The organism is Algibacter sp. L3A6, assembly GCF_009796825.1.
In the GTDB taxonomy this organism is placed as follows: Bacteria; Bacteroidota; Bacteroidia; order Flavobacteriales; family Flavobacteriaceae; genus Algibacter.
In genome coordinates this window covers 1,139,915-1,152,228 of sequence record NZ_CP047030.1, presented here as the reverse complement: position 1 = coordinate 1,152,228, position 12,314 = coordinate 1,139,915, and the positions used below count along the sequence as shown (strand labels likewise).

12 protein-coding genes and 1 tRNA gene are annotated in these 12,314 nt (G+C 32.7%); 8 read left to right on the top strand and 5 right to left on the bottom strand.

Annotated features, from left to right (window positions below):
• Nucleotides 1-47: 47 nt before the first annotated feature.
• The 5 genes from GQR98_RS04850 to GQR98_RS04830 form a co-directional block, all read right to left on the bottom strand.
• Nucleotides 48-491: a TIGR02281 family clan AA aspartic protease gene (locus GQR98_RS04850; RefSeq protein ID WP_159018524.1), complete on the bottom strand. Its 444-nt coding sequence runs from the start codon at nucleotides 489-491 to the stop codon at nucleotides 48-50.
• Nucleotides 488-3,010 carry a CHAT domain-containing protein gene (locus GQR98_RS04845; RefSeq protein ID WP_159018523.1) on the bottom strand — a complete coding sequence of 841 codons (2,523 nt, stop codon included), beginning with the start codon at nucleotides 3,008-3,010 and terminating at the stop codon, nucleotides 488-490. The genes GQR98_RS04850 and GQR98_RS04845 overlap by 4 nt, the downstream gene beginning before the upstream one ends.
• Nucleotides 3,011-3,072: 62 nt before the next feature.
• Nucleotides 3,073-5,025 (bottom strand): PKD domain-containing protein, encoded by a 1,953-nt coding sequence (locus GQR98_RS04840; RefSeq protein WP_159018522.1) that lies wholly within the window; start codon nucleotides 5,023-5,025, stop codon nucleotides 3,073-3,075.
• A 323-nt stretch (nucleotides 5,026-5,348) separates the two neighbouring features.
• On the bottom strand, nucleotides 5,349-6,326 hold the full coding sequence (locus tag GQR98_RS04835) for a hypothetical protein (protein ID WP_159018521.1): 978 nt from the start codon (nucleotides 6,324-6,326) through the stop codon (nucleotides 5,349-5,351).
• A gap of 83 nt (nucleotides 6,327-6,409) precedes the next feature.
• On the bottom strand, nucleotides 6,410-6,853 hold the full coding sequence (locus tag GQR98_RS04830; RefSeq protein ID WP_159018520.1) for a hypothetical protein: 444 nt from the start codon (nucleotides 6,851-6,853) through the stop codon (nucleotides 6,410-6,412).
• A gap of 143 nt (nucleotides 6,854-6,996) precedes the next feature.
• Here GQR98_RS04830 and GQR98_RS04825 point away from each other — a divergent pair, with 143 nt between their 5' ends.
• From GQR98_RS04825 to GQR98_RS04790, 8 genes are all read left to right on the top strand, one after another.
• Nucleotides 6,997-7,578 (top strand): RNA polymerase sigma factor, encoded by a 582-nt coding sequence (locus GQR98_RS04825; protein WP_159018519.1) that lies wholly within the window; start codon nucleotides 6,997-6,999, stop codon nucleotides 7,576-7,578.
• A 5-nt stretch (nucleotides 7,579-7,583) separates the two neighbouring features.
• Nucleotides 7,584-8,333, top strand: a complete 750-nt coding sequence (locus tag GQR98_RS04820; RefSeq protein WP_159018518.1) for a tetratricopeptide repeat protein — start codon at nucleotides 7,584-7,586, stop codon at nucleotides 8,331-8,333.
• Between the two features lie 125 nt (nucleotides 8,334-8,458).
• Nucleotides 8,459-9,226: a TatD family hydrolase gene (locus tag GQR98_RS04815; RefSeq protein WP_159018517.1), complete on the top strand. Its 768-nt coding sequence runs from the start codon at nucleotides 8,459-8,461 to the stop codon at nucleotides 9,224-9,226.
• Between the two features lie 4 nt (nucleotides 9,227-9,230).
• Nucleotides 9,231-10,253: an asparaginase gene (locus GQR98_RS04810; protein WP_159018516.1), complete on the top strand. Its 1,023-nt coding sequence runs from the start codon at nucleotides 9,231-9,233 to the stop codon at nucleotides 10,251-10,253.
• Nucleotides 10,254-10,328: 75 nt separating this feature from the next.
• A tRNA-Ser gene (locus tag GQR98_RS04805) sits at nucleotides 10,329-10,416 on the top strand.
• Nucleotides 10,417-10,491: 75 nt separating this feature from the next.
• Entirely contained in the window at nucleotides 10,492-11,265 is a 774-nt protein-coding gene (locus GQR98_RS04800; RefSeq protein ID WP_042496544.1) for a MotA/TolQ/ExbB proton channel family protein, read from the top strand.
• A gap of 21 nt (nucleotides 11,266-11,286) precedes the next feature.
• Complete coding sequence (locus GQR98_RS04795) at nucleotides 11,287-11,706, top strand: hypothetical protein (RefSeq protein WP_042496547.1); 420 nt, start codon at nucleotides 11,287-11,289, stop codon at nucleotides 11,704-11,706.
• Nucleotides 11,707-11,709: 3 nt separating this feature from the next.
• The gene (locus GQR98_RS04790; protein ID WP_042502548.1) at nucleotides 11,710-12,300 is read left to right on the top strand and encodes an ExbD/TolR family protein; all 591 of its coding nucleotides are present in this window, start codon (nucleotides 11,710-11,712) and stop codon (nucleotides 12,298-12,300) included.
• Nucleotides 12,301-12,314 lie beyond the last annotated feature (14 nt).

Genomic DNA, 12,314 nt, shown 5'->3' with positions numbered 1-12,314 from the left:
TATGTGCTAGGAAGAGGTTAATTGCTATTTGGAAGTAATTTAAATAATTATAACTTTAAATACAAGTATTTCTTTTCATAATCAATAATGCCTTTTGCTTTTTTTAAAATATCGGCACCAATTATACCGTCTACCGGTTTTGCATTGTGGTTTATAAGAGCTGTATTAACATGCGATAGGTTGAATAAAACCAGAACAACTTTGTTGTGATTCCATTTACCAATTTTTACTTTGTTTTTTTTAGACATTTTGGTTTCCATGTCTGTTGCTCCAGCACCTGCGGCTTTAATTAGAGATTCTTCGGCATTGAGATTAAAGGTTTCAATCGCTTCAAAACCAACGCAAGAACTCGAAGCTCCAGTATCTAAAATAAACAAGCCTTTTCTACCATTAATGGAGGCCTTTATTTCAAAATGATTTGTTTTCGTTAAATGAAGTTTTACTTTGGTGTAACCTTTATTTAAAAGAAATTCTTGGAGGTTTGTTGTCATTTACGCTTTAATTTCATTGCTAAAAGTACTATAAACAGTGCAATAAATATACCAATGCAAATATAAATTGTGAAGTTTTGCGGTTTAACTTCCGTAAGGTCTCCGTAATAGACAAAAGCACTCCAATAATACGGTGATTTTTTAGAATTATTAATCGACTCGTTTTCAATATAGCTTATTTTAGAAGCTTGGTTGGCAATATATGCAGATTGTGATGTGCTGTAGTTTTTGTAAAAAGACTCCATAATTTGAGCCGTAGATAAATCGTTTATTTGCCAAAGTGAAAATAAAATATTTTGAGCACCTGCATATTGAAATCCGCGCGCTATGCTCATGGCGCCTTCGCCTTTGTATAATTTACCAACACCTGTTTCACAGGCGCTTAAAACGACTAAATCGGGGCTTAAATCTAAACTGTAGAGTTCGTTCAAAAACAAGGTGTCGTCAAAAAAGGATAAATTTGATGAGGTTACAAAATCGCCACTACTTGCATGTGTTGATAAGTGTATAACATTGTAGTTTGGAGCATTTGCGAAGAAGTTACTTTTGCTAGCTTTCGCTTTCATGAATAGTTTTGAAGACATGTGCTTTTCAATGGCTTCAGCTTCTTTAACAGAATAGGTTAATGCTTGAGTTTCATTTTCAAAAACCGGAAAAAAACCTAAAACGGTATTCGTGTTTTGCTTTGCGTTTTCATTTAAATATAAAACAATACTACTGTTGTAAACAACGTTTTGCCTTCTGATTAAAAAAGACATTTTAGAATACGATGTTGTTTTGGTCTTGTTTGTTAATAAAGCCTCGAAAGGGATGAAGTTGATTAGACCGTCAGGAATTATAATTATGTTTTTGCTTGAAGGAGCCTTGTCAAAATTTAATAGCTTATAAACCTCAAAAGCTTGTGTTGTGTAATTCTGAATATCATTATTTATGGTTGAAGCCTTGTTAAATAGGTTGATAAAATTAGAAACTTGTTGTTTGATATCTAAGGTGAAATGGATACGATTCAAATTTATGTCTTGCTCTGAAATTATAAATTGATAGATGCTGTTTTTTCCATAAAAATATTCGATTAATACGGCGTTGTCTTTTTTTAATTTAGATTTTAAAGTGTTGAAATTAAAAGGCTCATTAGTGTCTGGGTATTTTTTTAAAATCTTTGAATTAAGTTTTTTTAATTGAATACTAATGCTACTAAGTTTGCTACTTAAATTGTTGATTTTTGAAGCTGATAAATCTTCTTTCACTAATAAACTTGTAAGCTGTTCTTGAGTTTTTAAAAGTTGAAACTCTTTTAGAAGTAAACTGTCGTTAGGGAATTGTTGTAAGCGTGTTTTCTTTAAAAACATAGTTTTCAACACCGAAGATTTACTGCTTTCGGCATATTCTAGTGCTCTTTTTAAAAGTGTTTTGTTCTTTGTTTTAGCATAGGTTTCATAAAGAATGTCTATACTTTTTTCGCTTCGTATGCGGTTGTTTGTTTCGTTTAATATCTTAGTTTCTTGAGATGTCCAACTATTTTGCATTAATTTAGAAACATAAAAACTAAGGTCTAGACTTTCTAGAGCTATTTTTGGGTTTGTTTCAATTTCAGCATACATATCGAAAATATCAATAAAGGTATTATCGGCAAATAATTGATTTTTATTCGGTAAGTTATTGCTGTCGTGCGTTGGTAATAACGTTTTTATTGCAGCGTGTAAGCTTTTTATGGCTTCGTTTGGTTGTTTTAAAAGGTAGTGTAGTTGGGCTTCTTCAGTATCTAGTTGTGCTGTTTTACGTTTTGTAATACCTTGTTTTAATAGATTTTTCTTATATGATGAAAAAGCTACAAAGGCCTGTTTAAAACTTTTATTTTTCAGATGAAATAAATAATTATTTCTGTGGCTATCTGTGATTGAAGTATTGTTTAATTGATTTAAAGCAGCAAGACATTCTGTTTTTATTTGAAGTAGGCGTGTTTTTTGTAATTGGGTAATGGGTTTGATTTTTAAGCCTTCTTCCACTGTGCTTATTGCTGTTTCATGTTTGCTTAAAGTGTAATATAATTTAGATAAATTGATAAAGCCACTTATTTGATGTGAACTGTTTTTGTTATTTTTAGCTAAATATATATATTGGTTTATGGTGTTTAAAGCATTGGTGAAATCGCCAGCTTTGGTGTATAATGTACCGAGCGGATTTAAGCAGTTTTCAATAATATCAAAATCTGAAATTAAGGAAAGTTCTTTACTATTATAGCGATTTAGAGCATCTTCGTAAGTAGAAATTGCTTTTGATAATTCCGATTCTTGAAATAAGTAAAAGCCTTTGTGTGTTTGTAAAAACACAAGAGCTAATTGTTCATCTTTCGATTCTACTTGCCGTTTAAAGGTTTCTTCTTGTTTATTTAAAACCCTAAATGTATTGTTGTTAGGCGCTTTAATAAAAGTTTCCGCAGCTAAATAAATAGTTTCCTCTAAATTTTGAGAGAAACTAAGTGACGTTATAAAAAAAAGAAGAAAGCTAAATGTTTTCATGTTATATTGGAAATCATGTATTTATCCAAAATCGCAGTTTTGTTTTTTATAGATTGTAATACTTAAAACTTCCATATAGCATAAAATTGCCAGTAGTTAAAATCGTCTTCAAAATTTAGAATATATCGTGCGCCTACACTAGGACCTATTCTTGCAAAACCTGCTGTAGCTTCAAATAATAAACCGGTTCTTAAGTTTGTGAAAGATTCGTTTGTACTGCTGGTTTCTGTAAAGGTGTTAAATGGATCACCTTCAGATGTGTCACCATCAAACTGTTCAATAAGTGTATTTTGAGTAGATTTTTTACTTACAGATATAGTGTTTTGTACACCTGCACCAAGACCAATATAGTTGTTTAAATTGTAGCGCAGTAAAACGGGAACGTCCCAATCTATGTTTTTGTTAGAGGTTTCGGTTGTGGTACTTTGAAAGAAGCGAAAACCTTGCGGGCCGTCTACAAACTCTTCTGTTACTTCGATGTTACTATCGTAATTATGAAAATTATTCATAAGTTCAACTTGCCAATATAATCTGTACGATTTATAAGGAGAAAGCGTTGCTCCTATAAAATAACTTTCGGAATTACGCAAATCAGTAAAGGAATTATAACCCATTTTGGCGCCAATGGATATTCCTGGTAAAAATCGAGTGGTGGAATAATTAGTAATTATGGGATCGTTTTTATCAAAAATAATAGCCGTTTTACTTTTTGTTTTTGTTTTGTGAAAATCCTTAGCAAATTTTATGTTGTATTGTACAAAGCCTTTTGTAGAATCGTATTCTTTTACGTTTTTCTGTTCGCTACCAGGTAAGTAAATGTTTTTAAAGGTGAAAATAGCTTGCGTTTTTGTGAACGCAGTATCGAGACAACTGTAGAGTACTTCACGTTTTGGGCATATTTCACATTTGGGATACATATCGAGAACCTTCAAGGTCGATTTGTCTAACATGTCTGGAATATCAGTTTCTAAACGGATTGTATTTGCAGGTCCTTCGCCATTATTTTGAAACTTTATTTTATACTTTAAAGTTTTAAAACGCACCAAACGATAATTCATAAATGTAGCGTTAGACGACATTTTATTGGGGTCGTGCGAGGTTACAATTTCCATTTCCATGTCTTTCACTTTATGATTATCGTAATTAGCATCAGGAATATAAATACCTCGAACAGAAATTATGGCACTGGTATCTTTTACCATTTCTGGTGTGGTTTTTAAGCTGAAAAAGATATTACGTTCTTCTTCGGGTTGCATGTTATCGAATTCCAGAACACGCCAGTTTTTGTATATGGATTTAGCTTCTGATAAGGTTAGTGGTAAATTGGTTTTTAGGGTAGAATCTTGTTCTATATTTCTAAAATTTGTGATTTCGCTATTTGAAGATGCTAAATAGGTGTTATTGTTTTCAACGTTTTTAGTGTAAGCAAAAGCATCGGTTGATATGTTTTTTTCGTTATTATGTAGTCTAGTTTCTGTTAACTCGAAATTATCAGCTTTGTATTTATGTTCATTATAAAACAGATATATTTTTCCGTTGGTAATATAGTTTTTTATGTTTTTGTAGCTTAAAATGGTTACAATTTCTTCTTCAGGAACTGGTTCTCTATTTCTTTTAAGCGTGAAATCGTCTTCCATAGAAGCTTCATCTTGATAATCATCGGTAACGGAAGTGATGTTTATTTTTTTAGGACGCGTTGTTGGTGGTTTTCCGGTGTCGTAATTATTGGTTGCCCAAAGTTTTACTTCATATTCACCTTTCTTTTTATAGGTGTGCTTTGGTTCGGGATCTGTACTGTATGTGCCATCTCCCATTTCCCAGTAATGGGTGTAAAAAGCTTTTGGAGCACCAGCTATTTGTGTTAAAGCAGGTGTTTCTGGTGTTAGTAAAACGGAGTTATTGGTAATGTTTGCTTTAATTGTAGCGGTTCTAGAAATGGTGTCGGTAATGGGGTGTTGACCAAGAATAAATAAAGGGAAGACTATCGTTAAAAGTAGGAAGCTGTATTTTTTCATAGTACCATTTAGTTAATATGATCATAAATATACAAAAGAGAATGTCGATAAAAATTATAAAGTGTTTTTAACGTCTTTTTCATTTAAAAAAGTGCGTGTAGATTACAACTAGGTTTGCCCAGAGTATGACTACAATACAGATTATTAATATTTTTAAAAAGAGATTCTTCTTCATACTATTATATCAAATAGAAATGTTTTTTGTTACCCTTTATAAGTGGGTTTTTTCAAATTAAAAACCCAGAAACTTTTGTTTCTGGGTTAAAAATTAGGTTAGGTCTGTCTCGTTTTGAGTAGACGAGTACAGTGGGGCAAAAAAGGTGTTATGGTAGTGCGTTAATAATAGCTGTAAGTTGTGCTTGTGTTACGGTTGTAGTTTCACTTTCGGTAATGGTGATAATGCCATTTTCTATTATGGTTGCGGCTTGTACGGCGTATTTCCAGTTGCCAGCATCTTCGCTTACAAAAATAACATGACATTCTAATCCAACAGGAATTTGTCCGTAATGTTCGCTAAATAACCCTGTACTCGCATCGTAAGTGTCTAAGTTTGCTAACGCCGCAGGTTCACCATCGTAAGATAAATATACACCACTATTGGTGTTGTCGTAACCTTCTGGAACAGCAACTAAAATGGTTGTTTTTTCTCTTGGGTCGTTATAAAAACGATCTACATTAGTCCATCCAAAGTCGCCAATAAAAGCATAGTAATTGGTGTGTTCTGCAAATACACCACGTTCGTCACCATTTTCATTTTGGGCTTCTTCCCAAACTAAATCACCATTGTCGTCAATATTTCCGTCCCATAAAATCATGTCTGGATCAATATCTCCCGTTAAATTAGCAGGAATCCCTAATTGCATGGTGCCGTTTAGTTGTAAATCCGCACCGTTTTGTGTGGCATTTATAAAAAACTCACCACCAGAAATTAGTAAAGCTTTGTTACCGTCTGCCATAAGCCCCATAGTAGGTTTGTTGGTAACTAGCATGTTGGCTCTGTCAAATAATTCAACAAATTCTAAATCTATGGAGCCAGTAATAGGGTTTCCGTTTAATGTTAAATTAGCTGTGTTGAGGCTAATATCTACCCCGTTTTCCGATGTTAAAGTTATCGATCCATCGGCGGCATCAAACTGAAATGTTTGTGTTAAGCCTTCCAAAGCATCGTCTTGTATGTTTTTAAACTCGGCAGCGGTTGCTGGAATAATAATTTCAGTATCGTTTTCTTCTTTTGTTGAACAGCTTGTAAAAACTAAAGCTGATACAAATAAAGAGCCTAAAATGTGTTTGAAATTTTTCATGATTATTGGGTTTTAATATGTTCTTCACTTTTATATAAACAGGGCACTTGTTTTGTTACCCTGTTTTTGGTTCTAATTTTAATTTATTGTTGTGGTTGGCTCATTATTAATTTTTCTACAATAACATCTCCAGAGGCTACAAGAGCAATCATTTTTTGTGCATAAGCTTCACTAGATGAATATCCTCTTGCTGTTCCGCTTGTAGTTTTAACTTCCCAAAAGTAATTTCTGTTTGTAGCGTTGTTTAAGTCGGCTTCTAGCATAAAATAGCTTGTAATTTTTTTGTTTTTTACCACCTCTCCGCTACTCGAATAAGAAATCATACGTTTAGCATTTTCGAAACTTAAAGCTGTTCCAGAGTAAGTGCCTTTATTCGTTTTAACTTCCCAATCAAAAATTTGTGCAATATTGTTTGCTGTGTTAGCATTAATTTCTGTTACTGTGTTAAGATTTGTTTTTTCATTAGTAGCATTCATATTTAATATTGATAATACTACGGTTCCGATAATTAAAATTGAATTTCTCATAAGTTCTAAATGTTTATTGTTGTTATTATTAGTTTTAAAATTGTTAGTCAATTTGACTGTTACACCCTTATATCAAAACCATTTTAAAATTGTTACCCTTTTTTTTGAAAGTTTTTTTACATTAGTAGCAAATACAAGGGGTAATGAGTGAAAAAAAAATACACGAAGACCAAAAATATATTGATGGCTTATTAAAAAACAACAGTTTTATTATACAAGCCATCTACGATAAATTTGTGCCAAAAGTGGTTAATTATATTAAGCAGAATAGTGGTAGTCGCGATCAGGCTCAGGATGTTGTGCAGGACACACTGGTTACTATTTATAACCAAGCAAGCGAAAAGGGTTTGAAATTAACCTGCCCCTTTGATGCTTATTTTTTCTTGTTATGTAAACGGAAGTGGCTCAATGTTTTGAAAAAAACATCGAATAAAGAGGTAACAATTAACGAAGAGGTTTTATCTAAAGGAGATGAGGCTCAAGAACTAGCATTTGAAACCTCGGTATTTGGAGAAAAACAAGCTTTATTTGCCGAAATGTTCGAAAAACTAGGTAATGCATGTCAAGATTTGTTAAAAGCTACTTTCAAAATAAAATCGATGGAAGAAGTTGCAGCAAGTTTAAATGTAACCTATGCCTATGCACGTAAAAAGAAATCATTGTGCATTGGTAAACTAACCGAGTTGGTTCGTGAGTCCCCCAAATTTAACCAGTTTAACAATTAACCATCATGGAAAAAGAAAATTATATACAATTTGAAGAATATCTTGCGGGCAGCCTAAACCAAGCAGAACTCGAGATGTTCGAGAATAAATTAAAAACTGATAGCGCTTTCGCGGAAGCGTTTCAAACCTATAAAAATTTGTCTCATTATTTAAGTGATAAATTTGGGAATGAAACCGAATCGGAAGCTTTTAAAGAGAATTTAAAAAGTATATCGAGTAAATATTTTATTCAAAAAGACGAAGCTGTTTCCGAAGAAAAAACAAGTAAAAAATCATTCACATTTTATAAATATGTCATTGCTGCCTGCGTGATTGTAATGCTTGGGGTTTTTACTTTTGGTGAGTTCTCAAATCCATCTTATGGCGATTTTAATAATTACGATACTATAAGTTTAACGGTTAGAGGTGAAAATGACGATTTATTAAAAACGGCCGAAAACGCCTTTAATTCTAAAGATTTCGCTTCCGCGGAAAAAGCTTTTGCCCAGTTAATTCAAATAGATCCAAGCAATGCCGAGTTAAACTTATACAGTGCTATTAGTAATATTGAGTTGAGTGATTATGATAAGGCAGATGAATTGTTAACTGAAATTGCTAATGAAAATTCAGTATATAAAAATAAAGCCATTTGGTATTTAGCCTTAAGTAAATTAAAGCAAGAAGATGTTTTGGCATGTATAGATATTTTAAAAACAATACCTGAAGATGCTGAAGATTATGAGCGTGCGCAGAAATTGCTAAATAAATTAGATTAACAACAACGCTTAAAAATAAATTAGAATACAAAAGACCTGTTAAGTTTATCGCTTTGCAGGTCTTTTTTTATTAATCTAATTGATAAATACCTCGGCAAATTTAAATACTTCATTATTTTTACCGAATGATTATTACAGATACGCATACCCATTTATACAGTGAAGCTTTTGATGACGATAGAAGCGAGATGATAAACCGAGCAATAGAGCAAGGTGTTACTAGGTTTTTTATACCTGCTATAGATTCTACGTATACTAAAGCGATGCTTCAGTTAGAGAAAGATTATCCAGATAATATGTTTTTAATGTCTGGTTTGCACCCAACACATGTAAAAGAGAATTATCAAGAGGAGTTAGACCATATAGAGCACATGCTTGCTACGCATAAATATTATGCTGTTGGCGAAATTGGCATCGATTTATATTGGGATAAAACAACTTTAGATATTCAAAAAGTAGCATTTAAGCATCAAATACAATTAGCAAAACAATATGGTTTACCTATTGTTATACATTGCAGAGAGGCCTTCGATGAAGTTTTTGAAGTTTTGGAAAGTGAAAAAGGAGACGATTTATTTGGAGTGTTTCATTGTTTTACTGGCAGTTTAGAGCAAGCGCATCAGGCTATTTCTTATAATATGAAATTAGGTATTGGTGGCGTGTCAACTTTCAAAAACGGAAAAATAGATCAGTTTTTAAATGAAATAGATTTAAAACATATTGTTTTAGAAACGGATGCACCATATTTAGCACCTACACCATTTAGAGGAAAGCGCAACGAAAGTGCCTATATAATAAAGGTGTTAGAAAAACTAGCAACCATTTATCAAATGCCAGAAGAAACGTTGGCTGAAATTACCACAGAAAATTCAAAATCTATCTTTAAAGTTTAATTTTATGAAACCAAACATACTCCTTATATATACAGGTGGCACCATTGGCATGGTAAAAGACTTTAAAACCGGCGCGCTAAAAGTATTCAACTTCAAAAATATTATAAAAAACATACCAGAGTTGCAGTTGTTAGATTGTAATATCGAAACGTTTTCTTTTGAAGAACCTATTGACTCTAGTAATATGAATCCGAAATATTGGGTTCAAATGGTAGAGGTTATAGAAGAAAAGTATAATGATTTTGATGGTTTTGTTGTGCTTCATGGTAGTGATACTATGAGTTACACAGCATCTGCACTAAGTTTTATGCTAGAAAACCTAGCAAAACCAGTAATATTTACCGGTTCTCAATTGCCTATTGGCGATTTACGTACCGATGCTAAAGAGAATTTAATAACATCTATACAAGTGGCATCTTTACAAGAGGATGATAAACCTTTAATAAAGGAGGTATGTTTGTATTTTGAATATAAACTGTATCGCGCCAATAGAACAACCAAAATTAATGCAGAGCATTTTCAGGCATTTGCATCCTTTAATTATCCAGATTTGGCGGAGTCGGGTGTGCACTTAAAAATAAATCATAAACATTTATATCAACCTAACGGAAGCAAAGCTTTGGAGGTTCATAAGAATTTAGATGAAAATATAGCATTAATTAAACTCTATCCAGGTATTTCTAAAGTCGTTTTAAAAAATATTTTTAAAACGCCCAATTTAAAAGCGGTTATCTTAGAAACCTACGGTTCTGGAAACTGTACTACCGAAATGTGGTTCATTAATATGTTAAAAAAGACCATTGAAAAAGGCATACATATTATAAATATTACGCAATGTTCGGGCGGAAGTGTCATGATGGGGCATTATGAGACCAGTGATATGTTAAAAAAAGCAGGTGTAATCTCCGGAAAAGACATAACAACCGAGGCCGCACTAGCTAAGTTAATGTATCTATTAGGAAAAAATGTAGAGGCTAAAAGCTTCAAAACCACCTATGAAACATCTTTAGTTGGAGAATTGACTTAAAATTAACTGTTAAAATTTTAGCGTTCAAAGTTTTTTTTGTTATTTCATCCCCAGAATAAAAGCTGTTAAAAAAAAAGAGAGGTGGCCGAGTGGTCGAAGGCGCACGCCTGGAAAGTGTGTATACCTCAAAAGGGTATCGAGGGTTCGAATCCCTTCCTCTCTGCTTAAATTTTTTTATTTTTAATTGCTTTTTTTTTATATCTTTAACACTTTAACTAATAAAATTAAGATCTAGATCATGAAAAGATTATTTTCTATCCTTGCCATTACTGTAATGGTGGCATTCGGAACTGCAAATGCAACAACAATTGCAAACACAAGTACAGCTGTAACGACTGTAACTACTACTTTAACTCAAGAAGATGAAGCTCCTGCGGCAGACGTTGGTTTTCATCAAGATTTGAAAAAACGTTTTATTGAAGGTGGTCCAGGATTTATGGGTATTGTATTATTATGTTTAATTCTTGGATTAGCAATTGCTATTGAGAGAATTATCTTTTTAAACTTATCATCTACAAACACTAAAAAATTAACGCAATCTGTAGAAGATGCTCTTGCATCTGGTGGTGTTGAAGCTGCTAAAGAAGTTTGTAGAAACACAAAAGGACCTATCGCATCTATCTATTACCAAGGTTTAGATAGAACTGATGAAGGTATCGAAGCTGCTGAGAAAGCTGTTGTAGCTTACGGTGGTGTTCAAATGGGACAATTAGAGAAAAACGTATCTTGGATTTCATTATTTATCGCTCTTGCACCAATGCTTGGTTTCATGGGTACGGTAATTGGTATGATTCAAGCCTTTGATAAAATTGAAGCTGCTGGTGATATGCAACCTTCTCTTGTTGCAGGTGGTATTAAAGTAGCACTTTTAACAACAGTATTTGGTTTAGTAGTGGCAATTATTCTTCAAATTTTTTACAATTACATTATTGCTAAAATTGATAGTATTGTTAACGATATGGAAGATGCTTCTATCACGTTAATGGATCTATTGATTAGACACAAAAAGTAATAATTTAAAACTGAAAAAATTATGAATACTCACAAAATAATAAAAATCGTAGCTTTTGCTCTCGCGATTCTTGGCTCTATATTTGCGCTGATGATCATGACTGGCTCTGAGGCTATGATTGATAACATACTTTATATTACCTATGCTGTACTAGGATTAGTAATAGCGTTAGTTGTAATATTTGTTTTGAAAGGTTTAGTTACTGGAGATATCAAAAAAACTTTGATGTCTGTAGGAGCCTTTTTAGCAATCATTTTTATAAGCTACGGCTTGTCATCTGGTACAGATTTAGATCTACAACCATTCAATGACAAAGGTCTTGGTATTACCGAAGGTATTTCTAAAAACGTAGGTGCTGGTTTATATGCATTTTATGTTTTAGCAGTTATAGCAATTGGATCAATGCTATTCGGTGGTGTGAAAAAAATATTAAATAAATAAATTATGGCAAAAAGAGCAGCACCAGAAGTTAATGCAGGCTCAATGGCCGACATTGCTTTCTTATTATTAATATTTTTCTTAGTAACAACAACTATTGAAACAGATTCTGGTATTAACAGAAAGCTGCCTCCAATGGAAGAACAAACAGATCCACCTGTTATTAAGCAAAAAAATATTTTTACAGTTATTGTAAATAAGAATGATGATTTATTAGTTGAAGATGAACCGATGCAACTTAAAGATTTACGTAAAGCAGCCATTGCTTTTTTAGATAATGGCGGTGATAAATCTTGTGATTATTGTAAAGGTCCAAGAGATCCTGAGTCTTCGGATAATCCAGACAAAGCGATCATCTCTTTAGCTAATGATAGAGAAACTACTTATAAAACTTATATTGCTGTACAGAATGAATTAGTAGCAGCATATAACGATTTAAGAAACGCGAGAGCCCAAGCACAATTCGGTATGTCATTCGTTGAGATGGAAGCAAATCAAAAGGATGTAAACTGGCCGGGGAATAAAGAAGCTTTAAAGAAGAAGATAGATCAGATTAAAGCTGAGTATCCTCAAAAGCTATCGGAAGTACAGAAATAATTTAACATTTATAA

What these genes read in the sequence shown, in the direction of transcription:
- GQR98_RS04825 (WP_159018519.1), top strand. Translation starts at nt 6,997, where the DNA reads ATGAGTGAAAAAAAAATACACGAAGACCAAAAATATATTGATGGCTTA.
- GQR98_RS04820 (WP_159018518.1), top strand. Translation starts at nt 7,584, where the DNA reads ATGGAAAAAGAAAATTATATACAATTTGAAGAATATCTTGCGGGCAGC.
- GQR98_RS04830 (WP_159018520.1), bottom strand. Translation starts at nt 6,853, where the DNA reads ATGAGAAATTCAATTTTAATTATCGGAACCGTAGTATTATCAATATTA.
- GQR98_RS04845 (WP_159018523.1), bottom strand. Translation starts at nt 3,010, where the DNA reads ATGAAAACATTTAGCTTTCTTCTTTTTTTTATAACGTCACTTAGTTTC.
- GQR98_RS04815 (WP_159018517.1), top strand. Translation starts at nt 8,459, where the DNA reads ATGATTATTACAGATACGCATACCCATTTATACAGTGAAGCTTTTGAT.
- GQR98_RS04850 (WP_159018524.1), bottom strand. Translation starts at nt 491, where the DNA reads ATGACAACAAACCTCCAAGAATTTCTTTTAAATAAAGGTTACACCAAA.
- GQR98_RS04835 (WP_159018521.1), bottom strand. Translation starts at nt 6,326, where the DNA reads ATGAAAAATTTCAAACACATTTTAGGCTCTTTATTTGTATCAGCTTTA.
- GQR98_RS04810 (WP_159018516.1), top strand. Translation starts at nt 9,231, where the DNA reads ATGAAACCAAACATACTCCTTATATATACAGGTGGCACCATTGGCATG.
- GQR98_RS04790 (WP_042502548.1), top strand. Translation starts at nt 11,710, where the DNA reads ATGGCAAAAAGAGCAGCACCAGAAGTTAATGCAGGCTCAATGGCCGAC.
- GQR98_RS04840 (WP_159018522.1), bottom strand. Translation starts at nt 5,025, where the DNA reads ATGAAAAAATACAGCTTCCTACTTTTAACGATAGTCTTCCCTTTATTT.
- GQR98_RS04800 (WP_042496544.1), top strand. Translation starts at nt 10,492, where the DNA reads ATGAAAAGATTATTTTCTATCCTTGCCATTACTGTAATGGTGGCATTC.
- GQR98_RS04795 (WP_042496547.1), top strand. Translation starts at nt 11,287, where the DNA reads ATGAATACTCACAAAATAATAAAAATCGTAGCTTTTGCTCTCGCGATT.